Raw genomic sequence first — 26,768 nt, forward strand, 5'->3', positions numbered from 1 at the left:
TATCACTAACTTCTAGGAGTTAGGCTAACCGTCCCTGGATAGGAGAACCTACCCATTTAGGTTAAACGAATCGCACATCAGCCTTAATATTAAAACATAATGATCAGCAACAACTCAACTAAAACATCTCGCGCTAAACTGCTAGAGGACTGATACCAATTTAATGTGAAGTTGCACATATCTCGATCCCCCTAAATCCCCCTTAAGAAGGGGAGTAGGGGTTGACTTTGAGCGGAATCTTGTCCCCCCCTTATTAAGGGGGGCTAGGGGGGATCTGATTCTACGGGGCCTCATAAAAAATTGGTATGACAAGCTTACCCAGCACGAGTAAAAGTATATTTGATTATGGTGAACCGTCTTGCTCAATCCCAAAGCCTTTACCTGCGGAAACACGCCGAAAATCCGATCGACTGGTGGCCCTGGTGCGACGAAGCCCTAGAAGCGGCCCGAAGCGAAAATAAACCGATTTTCCTGTCAATTGGCTACTCTAGCTGCCACTGGTGCACGGTGATGGAAGGGGAAGCATTTTCCGATCGCGCGATCGCCCAATACATGAATGAGCATTTTATACCGATAAAAGTCGATCGCGAAGAACGCCCGGATATCGACAGCATTTATATGCAAACCTTGCAAATGATGACCGGTCAAGGCGGTTGGCCGCTCAACGTTTTTCTCACTCCAGACGAGCGAGTTCCCTTCTACGGAGGCACTTATTTCCCCGTAGAACCGCGCTACGGACGGCCGGGATTTTTAGAAGTTTTGCAAGCAATTCGCCGCTTTTACGACACAGAAAAAGGCAAAGTAGAAGCCTTCAAAGCAGAGATTTTAGGCAACCTCCAACAGACGGCAGCGCTGTCAGGAGTAACCGCAGAATTAAATCGCGAACTCTTCCAAAAAGGCTTAGAACTCAACACGGGAATTGTTGCGGGCAGCAACCCCGGCCCCAGTTTTCCGATGATACCTTATGCTGAGCTAGCACTGCGGGGAACGCGATTTAATTTTGAATCAAAATACGACAGCAAACAAGTCTGCACTCAGCGCGGATTAGACTTAGCATTGGGCGGCATTTACGACCACGTAGGAGGCGGATTTCACCGCTATACGGTTGATGCGACTTGGACTGTGCCACACTTTGAAAAAATGCTCTACGACAACGGTCAAATTGTTGAGTATTTAGCAAATTTGTGGAGCGCGGGAATACAAGAACCCGCTTTTGAAAGTGCGATCGCGGGGACAGTAGAATGGTTAAAGCGAGAAATGATTGCGCCAACAGGCTATTTTTATGCTGCACAGGATGCGGACAGCTTTACCCCCCCAACCCCCCCTTACCAAGGGGGGGCAGAAAATTCAACCCCCCCTTATCAAGGGGAAACAGAAAATTCAACCCCCCCTTACCAAGGGGGGGCAACGGGGGGGTCAGAACCGGAAGAAGGAGCATTTTATGTCTGGACTTATGCCGAACTGGAACAACTATTAACTGCTGAGGAATTGGCAGAAATTAAAGCACAGTTTACTGTTAGTCGCAGCGGCAATTTTGAAGGCAAGAATGTCTTGCAGCGCCGCCATCCGGGCAAACTAAGCGACAGGGTAGAAAAGGCTTTGGCTAAACTCTTTGCTGTGCGTTACGGTGGCAATCCCGATAGTGTAAAAACCTTTCCGCCAGCCCGCAACAATCAAGAAGCTAAAAACGACAGTTGGCCGGGTAGAATTCCCGCCGTTACTGACACGAAAATGATTGCTGCTTGGAATAGCTTAATGATTTCGGGCTTGGCCCGCGCGGCGGCTGTTTTTGGAAATTGGGAATATCTAGAATTAGCTGTGAAAGCGGCTAATTTTATTTTAGACAATCAGTGGACGGATGGGCGGTTTCAGCGGTTGAATTATGACGGACAATCTGCTGTTACCGCGCAGTCGGAAGATTATGCTTTGTTTGTGAAAGCTTTGTTGGATTTGCATCAAGCGAGTTTGACTTTAGGCAACGGGGAAGAGGCAAAACAGTTGCCGAATTCTCAGTTTTGGTTGGAGAAAGCTGTGCAGGTGCAAGAAGAATTTGATGAGTTTTTGTGGAGCGTGGAATTGGGAGGATATTACAATACTGCTAAGGATGCTAGCGGAGATTTGTTGGTGCGGGAACGCAGCTATATAGACAATGCAACTCCGGCGGCGAATGGAATTGCGATCGCATCTTTGGTTCGCCTCGCGCTGTTGGGCCCGAATTTGGAATATCTCGATCGCGCGCAGCAAGGCTTGCAAGCTTTCAGCAGTATTGTGCAAGATGCTCCGCAAGCTTGTCCGAGTCTACTTTCGGCGATCGACTGGTATCAGCATTCTACCCTGATTCGCACGACTCCCGATCGAATTGCTGGGTTGATTTCTCAGTATTATCCTACTGCTGTCTGTCAGATTGAGGCTGATTTGCCTGAAGGGGTTATCGGGTTAGTTTGCGAGTGTTTGACTTGCAAGGAACCGGCGAAAAGTCAAGAGCGGCTGTTGGAGGAAATTTTGCAAAGTCAAACGCGAGTTTAGCACCAATACTGTCTATATTATTGAACCGCGAAGACGCGAAAAACGCGAAGGAAGAAGGAGGAAGCAGAAGGAAGAAGTAGATTATCTTCTACGGGGAAGGAATCGCATCTTCAGTCTGCTCCTCAATCTTCCAAAGAATCTCAGTGGCTTCAGCCCGCTTGAGTGTCAACAAATGCAGATACTTTCCGGCGGCACGGCAACTCGAACGCTGTCGCCGACTTGGTGTCGCTGCAAGTCATCTCTGTGCAAGTTTTGTCGGCGAAGGGCGATCGAACTTTTAGCAGTCAACCGCACCGTATAGCGCGTATCAGTGCCAATATAAATAGCCTCTTCTACTATTCCCGGCCAGCTATTTTCATCGTCATAATTAGCCGGATAAATAGCAGCTTTTTCTGGCCGCAACACCAGGGTGACAACTTTCCCAGCGGGCATATCTTCTGCTGTCGCAACTAACACGGGCAACTGCTGGTCAATTAACACGATTATTTGACCGTTTTGCTTTTCTACTACTCGACCACTTAAAAAATTACTGTCGCCAATAAAATCAGCAACAAACCGCGTTTTAGGATATTCATAAATATCAACCGGCGTCCCGACTTGTTGCAGTTTTCCTCCATCCATCACTGCAATTCTGTCCGACATTGTTAGTGCTTCTTCCTGATCGTGAGTTACATAAATAAACGTAATTCCCAATTTTCGCTGCATTTTTTTTAATTCTAATTGCATCTCTTTACGCAATTTTAAATCCAGCGCTCCTAGGGGTTCATCCAACAGCAAAACAGACGGCTGTTTGACTAATGCTCTTGCTAGTGCTACTCGCTGCTGCTGTCCCCCTGACAGTTGGCGGGGATAGCGTTTTCCTACCTCGGTTAACTGTACTAATGCTAAGGCTTCAGCAACGCGATCGCGAATTGTTTTCTGAGGCAAATTCTCCATTTCCAACCCAAAAGCGACATTTTGTGCTACTGTCATGTGCGGAAATAAAGCATAGTTTTGAAATACCGTATTTACTGGGCGGTGAAATGGCGGGCGATTTTGCATCGCTTGGCCGTGAATGTAAATTTCGCCGGCGGTGGGAATTTCAAAACCAGCGATCATTCGCAAAGTTGTAGTTTTGCCGCAGCCGGAAGGGCCGAGTAAAGAAAAGAATTCTCGATCGTAAATTTGCAGGTTGATGTTATCTACAGCTAAGAAATCTTTACTGCGGGCACTTTTAAATATTTTGGAAACTTCTAAAACTTCGACAGAGTGCATTGTGTTAGTATGTGTGAGTATAAAAAGCTGAGTTCTAGTCCGGTTAAACTGATATCTTGCACTATTCTCAATTACTGGTTTAGGAACGGGCATCTTGCCCGTTCCACAAGAAATAAATTTATTCTTTGTGGAACAGGCATCTTGCCTGTTCTTGAGAATGGTGCAACTCCAAAACAAGCTAAAAAATTAAGTAAACCAGCCCCGGCAGAAACCTATTTTATATCTACTTTCCGGCCCCTGCTTTAACTTCCGTCCAAGCTCGATCGTACAATGCAGTTGCTTTCCCGACATCCTCCAATAATTTCATTTTGCCAAACACCTCAGCCGGCGGGTAAATTTGAGGATTTTTCAAATCGTTCGGGTCAATTAAACCTTTATCAATTGCTGCTTTGTTGGGCGATCCGAAGTGGGTAAAATTGGAAATTTGGGCGCCAACTTCTGGCTGCAAAACAAAGTTAATAAATTTCTCCGCTAACTCTTTCTGGGGCGCACCTTTGGGAATAGCCATGTTGTCAGAAAAAATGATTGTTCCTTCTTTGGGAATAGCGTAACGGAGATTAGGATTTTCTGTCATCACTTGGAAAATATCACCGCTCCATTCCATTGTCAAATTTACTTCTCCTTGATCCAGCAGATTTTGCCCGGTGTCGGGGACAAAAGCTGCAATGATATTGTTACTTTTAATCAGCAAATCGCGGGCTTTATTAATCTCTTCGGGATTGGTTGTATTTGGATCAAACCCTAAATACATTAAAACTCCTGCTAATGTGTATCTAGCATCGTCTTGCCACGCTACTTTTCCGGTATATTTAGGGTCGAACATCACCCCCCAACTGTTAATTTCTCCCTGGACTGTTTTCACGTTGTAGCCAATTCCCATAGTTCCCCACTGGTAGGGCAGCGAATATTTGTTGCCTGGATCAAAAGCTTGATTGATAAACTTAGGTTCTAGGTTCTTTTGGTTGGGAATGTTGTTTAAATTCAGCGGCTCAATTAGATTTTCCGCGATCATGATTTTCACCATGTAATCGGCAGGAAATATTAAGTCGTAACCGGGGTTTCCCTGTTTGAGTTTGGCATAGAGTGCGTCGCTGTTCTCGAAAGTGTCGTATTGAATTTTAACATTGTTCTCTTTCTCGAATTGGGCGATCGCTTCTGGGGCGATATAACTTGCATAATTGTAAATGCTGAGCACTTGCTGTTGGTTGCCACCTGTGGGGCTACAGCCGAAAGCCACCGTTGCACTCATCACAAACAAAAGTAGGAAAGTCAGCAGGCGTTTCATAGGTTTTGTTAGTTGCAGACAAAAATAATTATGACACAGAAAGCAATTTTTTTAAGTTTTCTGAACTTTTAACGATGATACAACGAGCAACAAAGAAGCCAACAACATCAAAGTTGAAATGGCATTAATCGCTGGCGTCACTGAGAATTTTATCATGCCATAAACAAATAATGGTAGCGTCATGGAACCGACGCCGGTGGTAAAAAATGTCACGACAAAATCGTCTAGCGACAGAGTAAAAGCCAGCAGTGCCGCGCTGAAAATAGCGGGCCAAATCAGAGGGAGAGTGATGCGCCAAAAAGCCCGCCATTCGTTAGCGCCTAAGTCAAAAGCTGCTTGTTCTAATTGAGGATCTAGTTCCGCCAAACGCGCCCTGACAGTAATAGTCACAAAGGAAATATTAAAGACAACATGACCGATAATTACGGTAGGTAAGCCGAGATTCAGGCGAATTCCCGTGAGATTTTCTACGATCCGAAATACTAGGGTAAAGAAAACTAGCAGCGAAATGCCGATCGTAATTTCGGGCATGATAATCGGCAAAAACAGTAAAGCTTCTACAGCTTTGCGCCCCGGAAAATGAAAGCGTTCGAGTGCTAGGGCGAGCATTGTACCAAAAATTGTCGCTAACACCGTCGAAATAGCTGCAATTAGCAAGCTGTTGTTAAGTGCTGTCCAGATTCCGGCGCTGCTACTCGTAGCAATCGTCGCGCCTGCATTGCTAAACAAACTGCGGTACCAATCGAGGGTAAAACCGCGCCAAACGGCATTGAATCTGGAGGCGTTAAAGGAGTAAATAATTAAGATGAGAATTGGCAAGTAAAGAAAGGCAAATGCTAGTGCAGCTTGTACCCAAAGCCACTTTTTGCCGATCGCCCGCACGAGTAAATCTAGTTTAGTCATTAGTCATGAGTCATGAGTCTATTTTATCTGAGATATTGCACTATTCTCAATAATCTTTTTACGGGCGGGCAGGATGCCCACCCCACAAGAAATTTACTCTTTGTGGAACGGGCATCTTGCCCGTTCTTGAGAATGGTGCAAGATGTAAATTTCCACCTAAACTCCTGGCCTACCTTACCTTATTAAGTTTCGTCAGACACGCGGAAGTAAATTAACACCGGAATCAATATGATTACCGTTAACAGCATAGAAAGCGCCGAACCAAAAGGCCAATCGCGGGCTCTCATAAACTGATTCTGAATCAAATTTCCCACCATAACTGTTTTAGAACCACCTAATATATCCGGTGTGATGAAAGCGCCGACAGCGGGAACAAAAACTAAAATAGAGCCTGCCACAATACCGCGAGTTGTTAATGGTAAAAATACGCGCCAGAAAGTGCGGATATCATTTGCCCCTAAATCGTGAGCGGCTTCTACCAATGAAAAATTGAAGCGTTCTATGCTAGAATATAAAGGCAGAACCATGAAAGGTAAATAGCCGTAAATAAGACCGATCGCCACAGCGAAAGGCGTAAAAAGCAAATTTAACGGTTCGCTAATAATTTGCAGGCTTTGCAAGGCTGTGTTAACTACTCCTTCGCTACGCAGCAGTATAATCCAGGCGTAGGTTCTCACTAAAAAATTAGTCCAAAATGGAATAATTACTAGCAAAAGCAAAGCATTTCGCCAGCGAGGAGAACGGGTGGCGATGAAGAATGCTAGGGGATAGCCAACTAATAAGCAAGTGGCTGTTGTTAGAAAAGCCAGCCAGAGCGATCGCCCAATTACTCCTAAGAAAAGTCCACTGAACAAACGCTGGTAGTTGCTGAGAGTAAATATCCAAGTAACGCCGCCGTAAGTACCGCGTTCTAAGAAACTGTACAACAGTACAATTAGCACGGGCAAAATGAAGAAAACCATCAGCCAGGCTGTAGCGGGAAATAAGAGCAGCAACAGGTTAGTTTGCTGGCGGTTTTTGACACTCATTATTTACTCAAGCGAAATTTAGCACATAATGCAACACATTTTATATCAAATCCGCATTTTATGAATTATGTCATCATTAATAAATTATCAAGAGGTACGCAATGTCAGCAGAATCGTCAACCCCCAAAATAGTCGTCGTCGGTGCAGGATGGGCCGGTTTAGGCGCTACCTATCACCTAGCCCAGCAAGGCTATGATGTCACCCTGCTAGAAGCAGGCCCTTATCCGGGTGGCTTAGTTGCAGGGTGGAAAACCGCCGGCGGGCGTTCCGTAGAAGCTGGGATTCATGGCTTCTGGTATCCCTACAAAAATATTTTTTCCCTAGTCAAAGAATTAGGACTCGATCCCTTCACACCTTGGACTCGTTCTTGTCAGTATTCACCTGCGGGATTGGAAGTAGAATCGCCAATTTTTCAGGACGAACCGCGCCTTCCCACACCGTTAGGAACCTTTCTTTACACCAGATTTAAAAGGCTGCCATTAGTCGATCGGCTTTCAGCCTTACCCTTACTCTACGCCGTCCTAGATTTCGACAATTCCGACGAAGCTTGGCGCCGGTACGATCGCGTCACAGCCCGCGAACTCTTCAAACAGTTTGGCGTTTCTGCAAGACTCTACCGCGATGCTTTTGAGCCTATGTTATTAGTAGGTTTATTTGCACCCGGAGAACAATGTTCGGCCGCCGCCGCTTTAGGAATGCTTTATTATTTCATATTAGCACACCAACCGGATTTTGATGTAGTTTGGTGTCGCGGAACTGTCGGAGAAAAAATCTTTCGTCCCTGGGTCGATCGCCTGGAAAAACTCGGTGCAAAAGTATTGACAAAGCAGCGAGTTACTGATTTAAGAGTTGACAGCAACAACCGAGCCACAGGCGTTGTTTGCGGCGAAGAAACCTTCGATGCAGATGCAGTTATTTTTGCAGTTGGCGTCACCGGAATGCAAAAAATTATCAGCACCAGCCCAGCTTTGCAAAGTCGCCAAGAGTTTCGGGACGCGATGAATCTGGGTGCAGTTGACGTGTTAGCTGTTCGCCTGTGGTTTGACAGGAAAATTGACATTCCCCTGCCTTCTAATGCCTGTTTTGGATTTAGTTCAACTACAGGTTGGACGTTTTTTGATTTGAATGCTTTACACGACGAATTTCGAGACGAACCGGGAACAGTTGTCGAAGCTGACTTTTATCACGCAAACCAATTAATTCCCCTAAAAGATGAGGAAATAGTTTCCTTAGTTCAGCGGGATTTAGCGACTTGCATTCCGGCTTTTCGGGAGGCAAAAGTAATTGACAGCAGCGCGATTCGGCTGTCGCGGGCGGTGACGCATTTTGCCCCTGGCAGCTATCAATATTTGTTGCCGGCAGTAACAAGTTATGATAATGTATTGATGAGCGGCGATTGGGTTGTGACCCGCCACGGTTCTTGGTCGCAGGAAAAAGCTTATGTTACTGGTTTGGAAGCGGCTAATTTGGTGATTTCGCGTTTCGGAATCGGAAACAAAGCGGCAATTATTCCCGTGGAAGCTGACGAACCGCACATTCAAATCGGGAGAAAGATTAATCAGTTTACTCGCAGTATGACTAAAACTTTCATTCCCGATTTTTGGCTGCCATAAGAAGAAGGAAATTCTGCAACGCATTTAACAGATATCTTGCACCATTTTCAATTAGCCGTAGGGGCGGGTTCGCCAACAGCCTTAAAGCTTGCAAATAGGTTCTATAAACCCGCCCGACCCCACGAAAAATCCTCTTATTGATATTGCTGCAAGATGTCAGATTTAACTGAGATGTTAGGAAGAATGGGGATTCCCGTCTGGTTAGCTAAGGATCGCGAATTAAATAACTTACAATTTTAATTGTTATTGTGGGATGGGCCTAAGAGCCCGTCATGAGTGGACGGGCTCTTAGGCCCATCCCACTTTCAAGAGTGGAAGTTATTTAATTATCATTCCTAAGAGGCCGATCGCACTAAAATGACTGTACAGTCGCACCCGCGCGCCACAGCTTCCGGGATATTCCCGTGAATCACCTGCTTCAGCAGCCCTTCCCGGCTCGCTCCCAGGACGATCGCATCGCACTGATCGTTCTGAGCCAAATCAATTAAAGCATCAGAAACCGATTTAGCGCAAACCGAAGTCGCTATTATCGAACAGCTAACCCGGCGCTTGATAAACTCCGCTGCTTGCTTTAATTCTCCGCGATCGGGTTCTGCAACAGAAGGCTGATGAACCTGACACAATTTAATCTCCGGTACAGCACTCGCAGCCACCAAAGCAGGTAGCAACCGCAAAGCCGCAGCTTGCTTGTAACTGCCGCGAATAGGCACCAACCAGCGGTGCAAACCCATCAGCGTATGCAGCCCCAATTCTGGGGCTGGAATGTCTGAATTCGGCAGGGAAAGTTCAGTGTCAGGAGTTGCTGATGAATCTGAGGATCTCGCCAATGGGGGATTATCTGCGCCCTCAACTTTTTCGGGATTTAACTCCCATTCGATAGAGGTATATTTCCGGCCGCTAAAAGCGCCGGAAAACTCATTTTTCTGACGTGTTGCTAATAGTTTTTCGCTCCATTTAACCAAAATTACCTCGCAGCCTGCTTGCCGAATTACGGTATCGACCACATCGCCAAAAATGCGTTCTTTTGTGGATAATTCGCCTTGCCAGCCCATCAAAATCAAATCGATATGTCGCTCCTTAATTGTCTCCAAAATCGCGTTAGGCACGTCGTGAGCTACCCGTATTTGGGTGTGTACTGGCAAGTTCAAATTGCGAACAATTCGCTCGGCTTGTTGTAGCAGGCGGCGGCTTTTGGTTGTCCGCACTGCGCTTTCGGAGGGGGAACTGTTGCGCGGTACTATGATGATTTGCAGGCATTCTAATTCGTAATTACGATCGCGCGCAATCGCCGCCGCCAGCCGCAGCAAAGCGGGTGCTGTTTGGGGGTTGGAAAGCGGCACTAATAAGCGGCCGTTTCCGACTTGCGGAGCCCTGGTTTGATAGACAACATAGGAAGGTTCTGGATGCGGGCCCTGGGTTGTTTCTCCGGTGAGGCGATCGGATTCAACTCGGATAATGTCGCTGCGGGTAATAATTCCCACCAAACGCCGGCCTTCTACGACTGGCAAACGGCTGATATTGTAGTTGTTGAGCCTGTACAATACCTCGCTTAAAGTATCCCTTGCTTTGACTGCGATCGGCCCTACAGTCATAAATTCTTTAAGCAGCGAGTTGCCGGACAAATTGCGATCGCTGGCATTTGCCAAATCGGTTTGACTGACAATTCCGACTAATTTGCCATCTTCAACTACTGGAAATCCTCGGTGGTGCGATCGCGAAAAAGCCTGCATCACTTCATCGAAAGTCAGCAGACTCGAAAGAGTTTCAACTCGGCGCTGCATCACGTCATCTGCGTGCAAGTCGCTCAAAGTATTGCTGGCAGCTTTTGCCTTTGTCAGTTGAATGCCGTTAAACTCCAAAAGGCGATCGTAAAAAGAGCCACTGTCCACCTTTTCCGCCACCAAATAAGCAACTACAGAACAGATCATCAAAGGCAGCACTAATTTGAAATCCGCCGTAATTTCAAACACAATCACTACCGCAGTAATCGGCGCCCTAGAAACCGCACAAAAAAACGCTCCCATTCCCGCCAAAGCGTAAGTTACCGGCAAACCGACACCCAGGGAATCTGCCTGCACAATTCCCACCATGTGACCGAGTGCAGAACCCATAACTAGGGCAGGGGAAAACAATCCTCCCGGAGCTCCAGAAGCCGAGGAAATAATTGTTAGAAAAAAGTGAGCTATAAAAGCAATTAAACTCGTTATCCCGCTTGCTTCGCCTGTCAGCATAAACTCCCGTAAACCCGTATTATCGCGGAAAGTTGCTGGGAGAAAAGCTATTACTGAACCGCAGATTATGCCAGCTAGAGCCATTCGCACGGGCAAAGCTAATTTGAGCGATCGCCTGTTAAATTGCAAGCTAGCCATAATCCCTTTGGTGAACAAAGCTCCCAGCCATCCCGCTAAAACTCCTAATAGTATATAAAACGGGATTTCCTGAGCATCAAAACTGGTTTGGTACGCGCGAAGGTTCAAATTTAAACTATCGCCGCCCAAAAGCTGCGAGACAACGGCACCGATAAATGAAGCGATAATTGCAGTCCCTAAAGTCAATCCCGAAACGTCGTGCAGCAGTTCTTCAACTACAAACAAAACTCCTGCAATGGGAGCATTAAAACCAGCAGCCAATCCGGCAGCAGCACCGCAAGCAATCAATTGTCGGCGGTAGTCTGGGGAAGTCGGCATCAAGTGACCTATCCAGCCAGCCAAAGATGCTCCTATTTGCACAGTAGGGCCTTGCCTGCCTAAAGTTAAACCGGAACCAACTGCTAAAATAGTCGTCAGAAGTTTGGCGACAGCTACTCGCAAATCTAAGGAAAGATTGACTCCGCCAAGAGCAGCTTTGACGTGAGGAATGCCACTGCCGGCAGTTTCGGGAGCAAAACGCTCAATCAATAAACCAGTCAGCAACCCGCCGCCTAAACCGACACTGGGCAGTAATATCCAAGCTGGGATTAATGTCGAGGTAGCAACTCGCCAACTGCCGAGCCATCCGACTCCCGACTTTAGCAAAACACCAGCCAGTCCCGCCACTAAGCCGATCAGACAAGCTTCAAAAATGGCTAGGCGTTTCGGCCGTAAAAAAAGTTGAGATTTGATAACCCTGGAAGGTTCCCTAAATTGTTTAGGGATAGTTATGTACGGCATAAATAGCGTAGATGACCTGAGAATTGTCTGCTCGATCGCACTTTAGCAAAAAATCCTTCGACTTAGCAAAATATAACTCAATACGGTTCAGATAATAGCGTTTCCGGTTGCATCGGAATCATAAAATTTAGTCAACACTTAACACTCAAATATTCAGTTTTTCGACACCGAGTCAAGAGTCAACACTCAATAGTCAACAGTCAACAATCATTCCGGTGTAACCCGAATTGATATAAGACACTCATGGAGACCAAACCATGTGAAAAACATACACTGCGTTGGCGAAGCCTGCCCGAAGGGCTTATGCTTCGCCTAAAGCTCGCAAGGACAAAAAAAACATTAACTGAACCGTCTTGCCCCTTGCCCAATCTATCAGAGTGCCATAGCAGTCAAAACTCACTACTTCAAATTGATTAATTTCTAGCATAGTTTGCTTCGATTTTAGGGTTGATATTCCGCAAAAATTTCAATTTTTCCCACAATGTTTTGATTAAATTGAGCCAATTCTTCTGCCGGAATCCAATATTCTTGGTGAATCGAACTGCCCACATTTTGAACTGGATATTTTTTTAAGAATTCTGCCGCAACCCGAAAGCGCGTGACATAGCCGAAATATCCCGATGCTGCATCTCTTGTATTCCAATCTCTCGCGATTTGTATGGCATAGGCTTTGTGGAGTACGGGATAAAAAATAGGCTGAAAAGACAGTCGCGGCGGAAATGCCAGAAAATCGCTTTCTTTAATCAGTTCCATTTCTTTTTTGCCGACGGCTCGGAACAGCGTTACTGTCTCTTGATCTGATATATTGATATTTTTAAACCAAGCTTTCCAACCGTCCCAATTGTGAACTATTTTAGCCAATTCAGCGTAACCGGCGGCGCGGGGATGGGAAACGTCATTTTCGGTAAGTTCTTTATGCCAAATTTCCGAGTTTTGCAGCGGGGTGCAAACATCTAAATAAGGCACATTTAACTCGTTGCAAACTTGGGCAAACTGTTCGGATAAGTTGGCAATCCGCCTTGTGCGATCGGCATCAATAACTGGCGGTGGCCCTACCATTAATACTGGAAATATTTCTTTGGCTGACGTGAGAATAGAGCGAGCATTTTCAATTGATTTTTCAACTTCTATGCGATTTTTTTCGTTTTCTCGGTAAGTGTCGTTGACGCCAAAGGAAAATACTATTCTGCCGTCAGCGTAGTGAGGTAAGCGGCAAGAAACTTCGTTGAACCAACGAGTTTCTATATTGGCACTGGTTTCTCCCCTTATTCCTAAATTGTAGTAGGTAATATCGTGTCCTTGTCCGCAAGCGGCCGCGCAAATCCGTCCTGTCCAACCGAGACATTTTGGATCGCAAGTACCGTTTACAAAAGAATCGCCGATAAAACAAATACGCATATTATGTGTGGGAATTGTTGACTGTTGACTGTTGACTGTTAACGGATGATTGCTGACAACTGGCTACTAAAAACTGCCAACTGCCAACTGCCAACTGACTACTAACAACTGACTTTAATTCTTGCCGATGACGGACAATCCTTCTACAATTAGAGACGGTGTTTGGCAAGAACCGTTCCACTCGGAGTCTCCTCCCAATTCTACTAATTGTTTGAGGACGCTGTAAACATTGCCAGCTACCATTGTGTCTTTGATTCTGCCGACTATTTGACCTTTTTTGACTCGGTAGCCGAGATCGACGTTAATTGAAAAATCGCCGGAAATTCCGGCACTGCCGCCAAGCATTTGATCGACTACAATTCCGTCGTCTAATTTAGCGATTAAATCGATTAGCGATCGCGAACCTGGTTTAATCAAAACATTGAATAAACTCGGCGTGGGATAGCTGCCCAAACCTGGGCGAAATCCGTTGCCGGTGGTGCCACTGCCCAAGGCTCGACCGGTGGTACGATCGGTATAAAATAGCTGCAACACTCCGCTGTTGATAAAGACGATCGCCCGAGTGGGAGTACCTTCGTCATCAAAAGGACAGCTATAGGGCCCGATATCCGGCTGCTGCGAGAGGGTGACAAGGGGCGATGTCACTTGTTGGCCTAATCGATCGTTCCAAGGCGAAGCGCCTTCGAGTACCTGTTTGCCGTTCAACGCCGCACAGACAGTCCCCCACAGCAAGTCGGCGGCTTTGGCTGTAAACAGCACCGGCACCCTGCCCGTGGGGGGGGCTACATTTTCTTTCGCCCATTCCAAACGCTGCAAAACCCGCTTGGCGCTGGTGTTTAAGTCGAGGGTGCCGCGTTCGGTTTCGCCTTCCCAAATGTTGAGGAAATCTTCTCCCCGCACTAATTCTGCTGATAAGTAACCGCTGAGGGTGGTGTCGGTGTGACTGGAATCCAAGCCTTTGGTGTTCACCAAGCGCGTGTTCTCGATTTCGCAGTCGAGTTCGGCGGTGCAGAGGCTTTCTGGATAAGCTTCGCGGACGATCGCGATCGCCTCTTTTCCCCAGTTTACTAGCTGTTCGGCCGGCACCGACACTCCGCGATCGGGATAAACAACTTTCTCACCGGTGCCGAGTTCGATGGTTTCCGGTTCGTTAAGTTGCGAAAGCGCGATCGCCCTGTCCACCAAAATTTGCGCTTCCACGGGCCCGTAGGCCACCGCCAAACCCGGCCGCCCATCCCGCCACAGCCGCAGGGCAATACCTTCTGCTTGGGCGGTTTCTAGCTGTTTGAGGCGGTTTGCTTCAAAAAAGACCGGCCGCGAGAGCGATTGCGATTCCAATACCTCAGCAGCTTCTGCACCTGCTTTGGTGGCTAGTTCTAACAGTTGTTCTGCTGATTGGTGATTGGTCATTGTTCTCGGTGGTTGGTAATGGGCGGTTCGATTTTCGATTTTGGATTTTCGATTAAAGAATTGGCAATAACTTACTGGATATGGGTTGGGTGCACGGGTCTACATTTAGATTCTTTTGGGAAAACTGGTGTAATTGGCTATAACCAGATTTTACAGTCATTGGTCATTAGTCATCAGTTAATAATCTACCGTCATTAGTCTAGAGTTAACAGCTATATTGACTCATAACTAATGACTAATGACTCATAACTAATGACTAATGACTAATGACTAAATAGTTAGTTCGTGCAGCAGCCAAAATCCTGCAAAAGATTCCGATTCGGGATTCGACTGAATTGCTAAGAAATGTACTTTTTTTGCTTGGTTTTTCGCGGCTTCAAATCCTTTCGCTTCTCTCTCAGTTGCTGCGTCTCTGAGATTAGCTAAAATCCAGCGATCGTTAGCTCCCGTATCTAATACCAGCCTAGCGGGTGGGCCGCTCTCAAATTTCAGGAAAGCCAACTCCAAGCCCGACATCCAACCTGCCAGGGCTGTTGCTCTCGACGAGTAGATAATTAGTCCCGGAATTTGCGTTTCTGGGGCGAGGCGTGTCATCGGCAGTCCGAAAGCTTCGCCAAATCCGATATCCCACTCGGACATTTCGTCAAAAGCTGCGATCGGCAAACTCACAAACGCCCATTTTTCGCCGATTAAAGCATCCGGCAGCGCAACTGGCGTTTCGGGTACAAATTGAACGCTGGGGTTCACAACCGGTTGATAGCCCGGTTCGGCGGGATAAACGTCTTGCATCCGTTCTTCCAGCCACAGGCTGAGGGCGAGGGTGCGGCGGCTGCAGGCGGCGGGAATGTCCAAGTCATCGCAGGCTTTAGTAATCATGTTCGCCATTTGGCGGCGGAAAAAGCGGATTTTTTCGGGGCGTTTCGGTGCTGCGGCGATCGCATCTTTAATAGCACCCGCCAGCCACAGGGAATTTACGGTAGAACTGGAGCAGAATTGCGAGTAGCGAAACAGAGATTCGGCCTTGTCGCCTACATTCAGCGGGCTTTCGCAGATCAACACTTCCCATTTTTTTTTCTCTCGCTCGTCTATGATTGGACGGCTGTAAAAGTCGAGTTCCCAAATAGTAGCCATGCCGCGCTGTTAAAAATTAATCCTTTCTCATGTTACCGGACAGCGGGCAAGTTTCTGATTCTGACAATATAAGGCTGATTTTCACTTTCAAGGGCGATCGCACTTTCTCAAAGATTGCCACTCTCCCTTGCAGCTTCCCGTGTAATTTTTGGCAGGAGTGCACAACCGGAAGCATTAGCAACTCCTCGGAGAACAGTCGCGGAGCTCTCTCAACACGCGATCGTTTGTTAAACTTGTGCAAGCCAGGGAAAACAAACAGTATAGCTTGATTCCATGAGACAAATCATTCTCGAAAAGATTGTTTCAACCTTACAACCTTTAGATTTTGTTCTCGCTTTGTGGCAAGGAGGTTCAGCAGCCCACGGATACACCGACGAGTGGTCAGACCTCGATATTGCGGTTGTGGTTGAAGATGACTGCGTGGAAGAAGCATTTGAGATTGTTGAAAAAGCCCTCGCAGAAATTGCCGAAATCGAACTCAAATATCGAGTTCCCGAACCCGCTTGGCACGGTCAGTCGCAGTGCTTCTGGCGGCTGAAAGAAACCCCGCCGTTTTTGCTAATTGATTTCGCCGTTTTCCGGCGCAGCCGCCGCAACGATTTCCTGGAAATAGAGAGACACGGGAAAGTGCCGATCGCCTTTGACAAAGCTAATCTAATTGTACCGCATCCTGTCGATAAAAGCAAACATTTATCTACAATGCAGTCGAGATTAAACGACCTTAAAATCCGTTTTAATTTGCTGCAACCTCTGGTTAAAAAAGAGATTTATCGCGAACATTTAGTAGATGCGATCGGCAACTATCACAACTGGACGCTTCTACCATTAGTCGAACTGTTGGGCATGATTTACCGTCCCCACAGATACGACTTTGAACTAAAATATTTTAGCAGAGATTTTCCGCGCCCAATAGTCGATCGCGTCACACCGCTTTTCTGCATTGCCAACCTTGAAGATTTGGCAGTAAAACAGCAAATAGCTGAGGCTTTTTTTGCAGAAAGTTTACCGCTTGCACAAGCTAATTTTTCCTCTGACAATGCCCTGACACTACCGCAATAGGCTCAAAATTTAGTACCGAAAGCGATTAATATAGTATTATCAACTTATATCTTGCACCATTGTCAATACTCCTTTTTTGAACAGGCTTTTCGGCCTGTTCCACAGGAAAATCTACTCTTTGTGGAACGGGCCGGAGAGCCCGTTATTGAGAAAGATGCAAGATGTGAGATCAACTTTAAAGATTAACATCCCATGACAAAACTCAGCGTCAACATCAACAGAATCGCCCTCCTCAGAAACTCTCGAAACATCGGTATCCCCAGCGTTACCGAAGCCGCAAAAACAGTAATTGCTGCCGGAGCTCATGGCGTTACAGTCCATCCCCGCCCCGACGAAAGGCATATCAAAGCCACCGATGTTTACGAATTAGCTAAAATGCTAACCGTTGAGTTCAACATCGAAGGAAATCCGTTTCAGCCGCCATTTATGGATATAGTTTGCGACGTAAAACCGGCTCAGTGTACCTTGGTGCCGGACGCTCCAGACGTGCTAACATCGGATAGCGGTTGGAATATTCCCGAAAATCGCGATCGGCTCTTACCAATCATTGAAAAATTAAAAGACAACGGCATCAGAGTCAGCTTGTTTATGGACGCAGATGCTGCTCTCATGCCGCTAGCAAAAGAAGTTGGAGCAGACAGAGTAGAACTGTACACGGAACCCTACGCAACTGCTTTTCGCGAAGGTAGAGTAGACTTTGTTTTTCAACAATATGTCTTAGCAGCTAAAGCGGCTCAATCAGCCGGTTTAGGGGTGAATGCCGGACATGATTTAAATTTGCAAAACTTAGCTAAATTTTGCTCTATTCCTGATATACTAGAAGTATCAATTGGTCATGCTTTAATTGCGGAAGCGCTAGAAATGGGGTTGTCCAACACAGTACAAGCTTATCTGCAAATCCTGGCAGGTTCGTAGTACAATTTAACCTCGTGTGGTAGGGCGGATTTGGTAGTGATTAACTGGTTTTTGTCAGAAATAATAACTCAATCCGCTCTACCAAGATACAGTATCAAAATTTACGCAAAAAATGGTTTAATACGCTAGAAATATGCTAAGGTGGGGTTCGCAGCGCCCTAGATAATTAAGCGATCGTCAATCAATTTTAGATTTTAGATTTTAGATTTTAGATTTTAGATTTTAGAATTGAAGCATTGAAGCATTGACCACGGATAAATACGTTCGGCAAGTTTCATCGGATACAGGTTTTTTATTTCTGGACGGATGAATCACGTGGCGGGTATCCTGGATGCGGGAATTGTCAACAATGAAGTAACACTAGGGTTGTCACCCCCTGCTGGTGCTAGCCGTTTTCCAGTAGCAAGGCAGAGCCAGAATCCCAGAGACGGCGTTTTTTGGGTGTGGGCATTTCTTGAGCAAGAACCTCGGAAAAAGCTTTAATTTTCCTCGACTAAATTAGTAATATTCTCTGATGATATTATGCGTAGGTAGTATCATTGAAATGTCTCGACAAATTGAGGCTACTACTTAGCTCCCGCACTGCCAATTTGCTACCAGCAGGTTTTGTGCAAGTACGGGATATTTACTTGTATCCTATATGCTGCTGTAGCCTCTGTGCGATCGCCAGATTTAATCCGGTGAAAACAGGCAAACACAAGTAACCATATACAACTCCTTACCCCCCCCTCGGAAGTGCGACATGAAAAAAATAATTTTACTGACTGGAATGCTACTCATGATGACGGCAAAATCAGTATTTGCCAGCCCAGTAGCCCCCAAAATTGCACCGAGCGAGCTGATGGCTGCCTCGGAAATTACAGAAACCCTTAACAAACCCGTTACTTCTGAATCAGTTTCAAACCTCGAACCGATCAAGCGAATGTCAACCTCGGAACTCCGAGAAACCATCAACCAACCCACCACCTATATTTTTGAAGGCATCAAAGGGCGAGAACTCACTCTCTCGCTGTGGGCAGGACAACTAACAGCCGAACTGTACAGTCCCAATGGTGAAAATATGGGGGTTATTGAAAAAGGAGATAATCAGTGGATTGGCCAGTTGCCAGAGTCAGGCATCTATCGCGTGCGAGTTACCCCGAAAGGTGAAACCACCAGCTTCGTAATCGGACGCGACTTTAGCGCCAAGTGGACTTATCGGCCCGATCGCGCAATTCCCATAGCATTCAAGGAAACACAAGCCACAGTCAAACTCAAAATGTCCGGCTACCAAATCCAGCCTATCACCGTTCAAGGCAAACAGGGACAGACAATTAGGGTGACAGCTAGTACCAAAAATCTCGATCTGGCGATCGAATCTCCGTCGGGACAACTCTTGGATCAAGGCGAAGGTCAAACTTTTGCTCAACTACCGGAATCCGGCACTTACCGGGTGATCGTAGTTGCCAAGAGGCCGGTCAAGCCCTCAATCCGAGTTTCTGTGCAATAGCAAAGATTGCACAAATACTCTTGAGGGCGATCGAATTTGCGCCGCCCAAAAAAACAGCTCGCCAATGGGGCGAGCTGTTTTTTGTGTAAAATCAACCTTGGATCAGCGCTTCAAAACGTTCTTGTTTCCAAATGCAGCTTAAATCCGGGTCAGCTAAAGCTAGCTCTCGGTACAAATTAGGGATAAACTCAACAGCCCGCTGCAAATTGTCAAGGGCCAAATCAGCAAATCCCAGTAGCGCATAACAGCAAGCTTTATTGTAAAAAGCATTAGCAAAATCAGGAGTTATTTCTAAGACTGTTTCGTAGCAAGCAATCGCCTCAGAGTAGCAGCCTTTTCGCGCCAATTCCACACCCCGGTTGTACCAAATTAAATAATCTTCCAAGGGACGCTCAGATGTGGGAGTAAACTTGGAATTTCTCTGATTTAAACCTACTAATTTCTCCAAAGCAACTCTCCGTTCGCCCACAGCTTCGGCTCTGCCCGGTTGTAGAGCGATCGATCGGCTAAAACTAGCTACTGCTTGTTTGTAAAGTCCCATAGAGTTTGCAGCTATACCGCGATTGTACCAAGCCTTCGCATCGTCAGGCTTAAACTCGATCGCCCGGTCAAAACTGTTGAGCGCCTGATAGTAAAGCTTGAGTTCCAACAGGGCATTACCTCGGTTGTACCATGCCCAAGCAGCCTCCGGATACAAATTTAAAGAGCGATCGAAACTCAGAACCGCCTTCTCGTACAGCCCCATCTCGATCAGCGTCAGTCCTCGGTTGTGCCAAATACTCGCCGCGCACGGACTGAACTCCAGAGCCCGGTCAAAACTATTGAGAGCCTCCAACCACTCGCCCAACTTTCCTAAAGCAATAGCCCGGTTGTGCCAGCCAAAGCTCGCATTCGGCTGCACCGCCAAAGCCTCATCAAAACTCTTCAGCGCCTCTAAGTGCCGTTCTAAATTCCCCAAAGCCATACCTCGGCCGAACCAAGCCTTATAATGATCTGATTGCAACTTCAAAGCTCTGTTAAAGTTCGCCAGAGCACCATGATCATCCTTAGCTTCGAGGTGGCGCGATCCCAGATGGTAATACCAAGCCGCTTCCAAGTTTTGAATTAAGTTCATAATATTTTGTATCTATCTTAGGGATGATTCTACATGAAACCATACCTGGAATAAAACTGTAATTCCACTAAAAATATGAAAAATTTGATACAGGGCGATCGCCCGTACACAGTACCCGTAACAACCTCAACAATTTGCGGTCGAAACTAACTATTTTCCTCTCGTAAAAAGCTCTTTTAGCTAACCGCACTCATCGTTTTTTAGAGCTGCTGCGAATTTTAACTCTGCTTGACACTCCCCAGCCTGAAGGCATGGGGATTCTTAAGACCATAATTTAAGTCTTAAAGGCGCTGACAACTCGCCTCTACTGATTCCGCTTAGATCAAGTCCAAGCATCACCGCTACTTTTCTACCAATGTTGCCACAAGCATTGCAATCTGCATTAATTAGCCAGCCTTGCGCCGTTCGGTACAAACCACGTTTAATCCGCGTGCCAATTGGAAGCCACCCTTCGGGTTTTTCGCCGAAAGTAGGTAGCAAATCACGATCGACAAAAGAAGCTTTTGACGAATAAGATTCTTCCGTTTCAACGAACCTCAAGCCATACTGCTCACAGAGTTGAGCAATTCTATCTTTCAGTCTTCCCGTAGGGATTTGCACAAACTTTTGATTAGTTTTGCTTCCCATGTTGGCAGAATTTTTTTGTCCCTTATTCCAACCGAATACAACCGTTCCTATCCGATTTTTTAAGCAGTGCTTAATTACCTTCCTTGCTGCCTTGTTAACGGCATCTCGCATCTGACGATTCCGTCTTTCGGTCAAGCTGGCAAGCCTTTTAGACCAATAGCCATTAACTTTTCCCTTCATGAGAAATGCAACTCGTCTGTTGTATCCCTGGTTAAGCGACTTTAAAAGCTTGCCATCGACGATAAAACTTGTACCGACATTGCTCACGCAAGTTAACCAGTTATCTACGCCGTGGTCGATCATTAAGCACTTAGCAGGGTCTATATCTGCCTGGACATTGGTCGTTGTGTAGACAAACTCTAGGTAGAAACAGCCGTTCCGGGGAAGTATGCGATATTCCCGAATCGCTTTGAAATCAAGATTAGAAGGCATCGGAAGGAAAAACGCATCTAGACCGAACCACGCTTTAACCTTGCTACCCAAAGGGAATCTCAACATTCCGTCGTTGAGTTTTACCGACCTACCCGTAAATGTCACAAGTGCCATTCCGCCTTGACGATATTTCGGTAGCTTCGGACGTTCCGTAATTACGCCATTTTTAAAAGCCTTTAGTAATCCCATAAATGACTTAAAAGACTCTGCTACGCCCGTCAGAATTTGTTGAGCAGTATCAGAGTAGAACGCTTGATAGTGTCGGTTTCGGTTTTCCGTCCCCAAAACTTTGTGCAACTGAGCACGGTTTGGGATTTTACCAGTTTTAAAGTATAGCTGGCGGGAATAGTAAGTCCCACAATTAGAAAGTTTTGCAGATTCAGAACACAGGTATTCAATAATAGCTTGAATATCTGAATCAACTCGAATGAAATTTTGTTGACAGCCCAACATGAGTCATCCTCTTTGTTGTCATATAATCATACAGCAAAAACTCGAAAAATTTCCTGAATAAACGTTTATTTTTTCGGATTCAGGAATCTGAATTTGCAATTATTGAAGAACATTGCAAAGCTGTAGCTAGAACTAAAACTGATGTACTTAGAGAGAATTAATCAGGAGCCTCAAGGTTAAGGGAAAGCCGTCCTAAAAGGACGGGGCTTCAGACCCAATTTTTTGGTGAATCGCGCAACTCTTACCACCGCATCCCGAATTAGGTTTGCAGTTACACAAAAAGTTCTAGGGCGCCCCAAGTCTAACTGCAAATCTCCTAGTGCTAATAGCTTCTACTTCTGGTTGCCCAATTCAAGCAATCACAACCGCTGTTTTAGCATTCTCACTCAACATCAACTGGCCTGTTGCATCAATACTAAAATCTTTCCCCAGCAGAAAACCCTTGCCCATCAACCGCTGGCAAACAACCAGCGCAGTAATCCGGCGAATTTCTTCCATCACGTCAGCAGGAATCAAATAACTCAAACTCCAGATTACGGACTCGCAGTCATACCAAATCAAACGCTCAATACTGACAATCATCAAAGCAGCTACACTGTCAACAGACAGCCGCCCTCTGAGATCCGCAATCAAATCCTTACCAATTAAACTATTGCGAGTCATCATCGCTCTAGCCATCTTCCCAATTTCTTGTTCGAGTTCTAAATGATTCATGCTTGGCACTGGCTTTTATGTTTTTAAAGCACTACTCAGAGTAAAAACAGTAGCCGCTACCAGGCTCTGCCCTAGCGTAGCTGACGCAGGCTCTACCGCAACTCCTTTTAACAAAGTATACCTAAAGAAAGATCAAAAATGTATCTAAAGGCAGATACCAAAATAATTTTTTGACATAAATTGGCAAACCAATTCCCACAAGAGTTTTTGCGAGCAGCAAATTGAGTATTTATGCTCGATCGGGGTCAAAGTAAAGTCGATCGATTTTAGATTTTAGATTTTAGATTTTAGATTGGTAAATTCGATACATACTTAATAAAGTAGTTACTTCGGAGAAAAAACAGCAATGGCTGCAAACCAGGCAGACATCGATATTGCCCCCTTGATCGACTACGGCCTGATCGACCCCACCGCCACGCCAGAGCAAGTAGAACACTGTTGCCAACAAGCAGAGAGATTTGGCTTTGTCACAGTTTGCGTGTATCCCGCCTACGTCAGACAAGCAGTTGAGCTGCTGCACGGCAAACGTCCCAAAGTCTGTACAGTTATAGGTTTTCCCACCGGTGCTTCGACTTCAACGGTGAAAGTTTACGAAGCTCTAGAAGCAGCAGATAATGGAGCCGTAGAGTTAGATGTCTCTGTTAACTTAGGATTGTTGAAAGCGGGAAGAATCGACGAATTCCACCGGGAGTTAGCCCAAATTTGCGAAGAAACAAATCTCACCATCAAAGCAATTATCGAAAGTTCGCTCCTTTCCGATGCCGAAAAACAATTAGCGGCTGAGATTTGCATGGAAGCGGGCGCGGCTTATATCAAAACCAACACTGGCTTTTTTGGCCCGGCGAAAGTTGACGATGTGCGACTGCTGAAGGAAGTTACGAAGGGACGGATTGGGATTAAAGCTGCCGGCGGAATTCGTACTCACGAACAAGCTTTAGATTTGGTAATAGCTGGGGCAACTCGTTTGGGGACTTCTCGCGGCCCGGAATTAATGCGCCAGCGCGATAATTTAGATAATCGTTGACAGTTGACAGTTGACAGTTGACAGTTGACAGTTGACAGTTGACAGTTGACAGTTGACAGTTGACAGTTGACAGTTGACAGTTGGCTGTTGATATCAAATCCGTTAGCATCGCAATAGTAAATTCCAGTTCACTGTTCACGGCGTTCACTATTCACTGTTCACGGCGTCAACCGTCAACAGTCAACCGTCAACATCATGTATGAGTGTAACCGGAAATGATATGATGTGTATTCATGGGTCATTAATCAATTGTTTATCATCAATTGTTTCAAGGAGTTAATAGGGAGAACTTCCCACAGCTACAAGTTTATCAATTAGCAAAAAGAATCTCAAAAGAAATATAGTTTTAACTGGTTCCAAGGCTCTGCCTGGGAACCCATATTTAGAGGCTCTGCCTCGGCTGGGATTAGGAGGCAGAGCCTCCGGATCTGCGTTACCAGGCAGAGCCTGGTAACGAGTATCTAATAAAAGTTCTGCGTCGCGGACTGTTTTTGCTACTGTCCTTGTAAATCTAAAATCTAAAATCTAAAATCTAAAATCGAGTGACTCGAACTTACAAAGCAACTGGAATCAATCTTAAGAGTGCGCCCATCGGCGAATCCGATCGACTGCTGACAATTTTAACGCGGGAATTCGGCTTAATTCGAGCCGTAGCACCCGGTGTTCGCAAACAACGATCGACCATTGGCGGCCGAAGCGAATTATTTGTCGTCAACGAATTGCTAATTGCCAAAGGCCGATCGCTCGACAAAATTACCCAAGCCAACACCGTAGAATCCCATCCGGGTTTGAGCCGCAACCTCGGAAAACTCGCAGCGTCGCAATATCTGGCGGAATTGGCGATCGCCAGCGCCCTTTCCGATGAGCCCCAAGAAGACCTGTTTTGGTTGCTGGGCGAACATTTGAGCCGTTTGGAGCGTTTGTCCGATCGCACAGAAATCCAATCTGCCGCCGTGCTGATTGCTCACCTCACCCACGGCATTTTTCACCTGCTAGCCTTAGCAGGCCTCGCCCCCCAAGTCCAAGTCTGCTGCGCCACCAGAGGGCCGCTCATCCCAAATTTCACCGATCCGAACTGGCAAACCGGGTTTAGTATACCCTCTGGGGGAACCTTCAGCCTGTCCGAGCTAGCTAACCTAGAGGCAGAACTCTCTTCAGAAACCGGTAGCTTGTACAAATCCGCCTCCCGTTCCCGGCAAACGAATGACAGCAAACACTTGACAAATTTCGAGATTAATGCTAAGGAATTAGCAGCGCTGCAACAGTTGGCTAGTCCAGAACTAGGAGAGGGGATTGCCGATCGAACAACTTGGATATCTGTCGAAAATATTTTGCGACAATATGCCCAGTATCATTTAGGTTGCACGATTCGATCGGGAAGCTCGATCGACACCTACCTAGAGAGTTTTGAGTTTTAAATTTTGAGTGTTGACTTAAATAGGTGAAGGGGCGATCGTACATCGCACCCCCAGCCTGCCGGATACCCGAACCTGCCGGCAATTTCAGGTAAATTTTCAAGGTTGTTGCGACATCAGATAATAGATATAGATAAAGTTACGAGATTATTAATAAACTTAGGGGTTAACACCTCAATTTCAAATTCCAATCCCTCCAACCTCCACCATCCCAGGCCATCCACCCCAAATCCTATGATGCGACTGTCTGATTCTGATTTGAGAATATCTGTGTTAGCTGTGACCCACCACAAAATGGAAGAACGAGAAAATTTTCCCGATTTTAGCTCCGAGCCGGTCTTGGCCGATCGACAATGGAGCAACGTCCCAGACCCAGAAATGGATAAATACCCCACAACTCCAGCACCAGACTGGAACAACGGCAATAGCCCACAGCCCGAAGCAATCCCCCCGGTTCCCACACCAGAGTCAGCAGCAGAACTCTCCGAAGCAGTAGCCGAAATTCCCGAAAAACAAACGGGATTTCTGCCAGTGCTCAAAAACCCAAATTTTCTAGCATTGTGGAGTGGGCAAGTTTTTTCCCAACTAGCAGATAAAGTTTATCTCGTACTGACGATCGCCCTCGTAGCCAGCCGCTTTCAAGCGCCAGATCAAACCATCAGCAGGTGGGTATCAGCAATCATGATCGCCTTTACCATACCCGCAGTGCTGTTCGGGGCCGCCGCAGGCGTGTATGTCGATAGGTGGTCGAAAAAAGCAGTGCTAGTCGCCACAAACCTGCTGCGGGGAGCCTTTGTTTTAACATTGCCCGTGCTGCTGTGGCTGTCTGACGGGTGGGAACTCGGTCAACTGCCGCTCGGATTCTGCTTGCTGCTGTTAGTGACATTCCTAGTCTCGACTTTAACTCAATTTTTCGCGCCAGCAGAACAGTCAGTGATTCCCCTAATTGTGGAACGCCGCCACCTGCTATCAGCCAACTCCCTCTACACCACAACCATGATGGGTTCGGTGATTATTGGCTTCGCAGTCGGAGAACCCTTACTAGCTTTAGCCGACACCCTATTTTCCAACCTCGGCGGCGGACTCGGCATCGGCAAAGAATTAGTAGTAGGCGGAAGTTACGCCTTCGCCGGAGTGCTCTTGCTGTCGATGCAAACAGGCGAAAAAAACGAAGTCGAACACGAACCGCCCCACCCCTTAGCAGATTTGCGAGATGGCCTGCGTTACATCAACGATCAACCCAAAGTCCGCAATGCTTTAATTCAACTAATTATTCTATTTTCCATTTTTGCAGCCTTGGCAGTTCTAGCAGTTCGGCTGGCAGAAATCCTCCCCGGTATGAAAGCATCACAATTTGGCTTTTTGCTGGCGGCGGTGGGCGTCGGCATGGCTGCTGGGGCGACGACAGTCGGCTATCTCGGCCACAAATTTTCTCACTCCCAACTGAGTTTAATCGGCTCGATTGGGATGGCACTTGCTCTGATGGCCCTTTCTGCGTTTACAGACCATTTGTGGCTGTCGGTGCTGTTCATTACCCTGTTGGGTTTATTTGCCTCATTGGTGGGAGTGCCGATGCAGACTACAATTCAAGCAGAAACCCCAGAAGAAATGCGGGGAAAAGTCTTCGGGCTGCAAAACAATGCCACTAATATCGCTTTGAGTTTACCGTTGGCTTTGGCCGGGGTAGCAGAAACATTTCTGGGTTTGCCAACAGTATTTTTGGCTTTAGCAGGATTAGCGATGGCTGGGGGTGTCTTAACCTGGTATATTTTCCGTAGCAGTAATAGCAAAGTCGATCGAATCTAAAAAATAACAAACTCTGATTTACT

20 protein-coding genes are annotated in these 26,768 nt (G+C 46.4%); 9 read left to right on the forward strand and 11 right to left on the reverse strand.

Annotated features, from left to right (window positions below; genetic code table 11):
• Positions 1-345 precede the first annotated feature (345 nt).
• Positions 346-2,526: a thioredoxin domain-containing protein gene (locus QT973_RS10840; protein ID WP_333211843.1), complete on the forward strand. Its 2,181-nt coding sequence runs from the start codon at positions 346-348 to the stop codon at positions 2,524-2,526.
• A 165-nt stretch (positions 2,527-2,691) separates the two neighbouring features.
• On the opposite strand, the gene QT973_RS10845 is transcribed toward QT973_RS10840, so the two are convergent.
• The 4 genes from QT973_RS10845 to QT973_RS10860 form a co-directional block, all read right to left on the reverse strand.
• On the reverse strand, positions 2,692-3,780 hold the full coding sequence (locus QT973_RS10845) for an ABC transporter ATP-binding protein (RefSeq protein ID WP_333391315.1): 1,089 nt from the start codon (positions 3,778-3,780) through the stop codon (positions 2,692-2,694).
• A gap of 223 nt (positions 3,781-4,003) precedes the next feature.
• The gene (locus tag QT973_RS10850) at positions 4,004-5,065 is read right to left on the reverse strand and encodes a spermidine/putrescine ABC transporter substrate-binding protein (protein ID WP_333057993.1); all 1,062 of its coding nucleotides are present in this window, start codon (positions 5,063-5,065) and stop codon (positions 4,004-4,006) included.
• A 51-nt stretch (positions 5,066-5,116) separates the two neighbouring features.
• Positions 5,117-5,968: an ABC transporter permease gene (locus QT973_RS10855; protein ID WP_333240272.1), complete on the reverse strand. Its 852-nt coding sequence runs from the start codon at positions 5,966-5,968 to the stop codon at positions 5,117-5,119.
• Between the two features lie 182 nt (positions 5,969-6,150).
• Positions 6,151-6,996, reverse strand: coding sequence for an ABC transporter permease (locus QT973_RS10860; RefSeq protein WP_333260441.1), 846 nt, complete (start codon positions 6,994-6,996; stop codon positions 6,151-6,153).
• Positions 6,997-7,097: 101 nt separating this feature from the next.
• On the opposite strand from QT973_RS10860, the gene QT973_RS10865 reads away from it, so the two are divergent.
• A complete protein-coding gene (locus tag QT973_RS10865) occupies positions 7,098-8,609 on the forward strand; it encodes an FAD-dependent oxidoreductase (RefSeq protein ID WP_333391317.1) in 1,512 nt (503 codons plus the stop codon).
• Between the two features lie 335 nt (positions 8,610-8,944).
• On the opposite strand, the gene QT973_RS10870 is transcribed toward QT973_RS10865, so the two are convergent.
• The 4 genes from QT973_RS10870 to QT973_RS10885 all read right to left on the reverse strand — a co-directional run bounded on the left by QT973_RS10870 (position 8,945) and on the right by QT973_RS10885 (position 15,697).
• Positions 8,945-11,758, reverse strand: a complete 2,814-nt coding sequence (locus tag QT973_RS10870; RefSeq protein ID WP_333057997.1) for a chloride channel protein — start codon at positions 11,756-11,758, stop codon at positions 8,945-8,947.
• Between the two features lie 441 nt (positions 11,759-12,199).
• Positions 12,200-13,156: a GDSL-type esterase/lipase family protein gene (locus QT973_RS10875; RefSeq protein WP_333057998.1), complete on the reverse strand. Its 957-nt coding sequence runs from the start codon at positions 13,154-13,156 to the stop codon at positions 12,200-12,202.
• 114 nt (positions 13,157-13,270) lie between these two features.
• Complete coding sequence (locus tag QT973_RS10880; protein ID WP_333211829.1) at positions 13,271-14,566, reverse strand: TldD/PmbA family protein; 1,296 nt, start codon at positions 14,564-14,566, stop codon at positions 13,271-13,273.
• Positions 14,567-14,836: 270 nt separating this feature from the next.
• Positions 14,837-15,697, reverse strand: a complete 861-nt coding sequence (locus tag QT973_RS10885; RefSeq protein WP_333082477.1) for a Tab2/Atab2 family RNA-binding protein — start codon at positions 15,695-15,697, stop codon at positions 14,837-14,839.
• A 273-nt stretch (positions 15,698-15,970) separates the two neighbouring features.
• Here QT973_RS10885 and QT973_RS10890 point away from each other — a divergent pair, with 273 nt between their 5' ends.
• From QT973_RS10890 to QT973_RS10905, 4 genes are all read left to right on the forward strand, one after another.
• Positions 15,971-16,756, forward strand: coding sequence for a nucleotidyltransferase domain-containing protein (locus tag QT973_RS10890; protein WP_333058001.1), 786 nt, complete (start codon positions 15,971-15,973; stop codon positions 16,754-16,756).
• Between the two features lie 192 nt (positions 16,757-16,948).
• On the forward strand, positions 16,949-17,671 hold the full coding sequence (locus tag QT973_RS10895) for a pyridoxine 5'-phosphate synthase (RefSeq protein ID WP_333058002.1): 723 nt from the start codon (positions 16,949-16,951) through the stop codon (positions 17,669-17,671).
• A 306-nt stretch (positions 17,672-17,977) separates the two neighbouring features.
• Complete coding sequence (locus tag QT973_RS10900) at positions 17,978-18,154, forward strand: hypothetical protein (RefSeq protein ID WP_333058003.1); 177 nt, start codon at positions 17,978-17,980, stop codon at positions 18,152-18,154.
• 259 nt (positions 18,155-18,413) lie between these two features.
• Entirely contained in the window at positions 18,414-19,160 is a 747-nt protein-coding gene (locus QT973_RS10905) for a hypothetical protein (protein WP_333058004.1), read from the forward strand.
• Positions 19,161-19,251: 91 nt separating this feature from the next.
• Here the strand turns inward: QT973_RS10905 and QT973_RS10910 are convergent, their stop codons facing one another.
• The 3 genes from QT973_RS10910 to QT973_RS10920 all read right to left on the reverse strand — a co-directional run bounded on the left by QT973_RS10910 (position 19,252) and on the right by QT973_RS10920 (position 22,500).
• Positions 19,252-20,274, reverse strand: a complete 1,023-nt coding sequence (locus tag QT973_RS10910; protein WP_333058005.1) for a tetratricopeptide repeat protein — start codon at positions 20,272-20,274, stop codon at positions 19,252-19,254.
• 261 nt (positions 20,275-20,535) lie between these two features.
• Positions 20,536-21,786: a transposase gene (locus QT973_RS10915; RefSeq protein WP_333058006.1), complete on the reverse strand. Its 1,251-nt coding sequence runs from the start codon at positions 21,784-21,786 to the stop codon at positions 20,536-20,538.
• Between the two features lie 351 nt (positions 21,787-22,137).
• The gene (locus QT973_RS10920; RefSeq protein ID WP_333058007.1) at positions 22,138-22,500 is read right to left on the reverse strand and encodes a hypothetical protein; all 363 of its coding nucleotides are present in this window, start codon (positions 22,498-22,500) and stop codon (positions 22,138-22,140) included.
• Positions 22,501-22,846: 346 nt separating this feature from the next.
• Here QT973_RS10920 and deoC point away from each other — a divergent pair, with 346 nt between their 5' ends.
• The 3 genes from deoC (at position 22,847) to QT973_RS10935 (ending at position 26,745) form a co-directional block, all read left to right on the forward strand.
• Entirely contained in the window at positions 22,847-23,524 is a 678-nt protein-coding gene (gene deoC, locus QT973_RS10925) for a deoxyribose-phosphate aldolase (protein ID WP_333058008.1), read from the forward strand.
• A 542-nt stretch (positions 23,525-24,066) separates the two neighbouring features.
• On the forward strand, positions 24,067-24,942 hold the full coding sequence (gene recO, locus QT973_RS10930; RefSeq protein ID WP_333058009.1) for a DNA repair protein RecO: 876 nt from the start codon (positions 24,067-24,069) through the stop codon (positions 24,940-24,942).
• 231 nt (positions 24,943-25,173) lie between these two features.
• Positions 25,174-26,745, forward strand: a complete 1,572-nt coding sequence (locus tag QT973_RS10935) for an MFS transporter (RefSeq protein ID WP_333058010.1) — start codon at positions 25,174-25,176, stop codon at positions 26,743-26,745.
• Positions 26,746-26,768: the final 23 nt, after the last annotated feature.

The organism is Microcoleus sp. Z1_A1 (assembly GCF_036700305.1).
In the GTDB taxonomy this organism is placed as follows: domain Bacteria; phylum Cyanobacteriota; class Cyanobacteriia; order Cyanobacteriales; family Microcoleaceae; genus Microcoleus.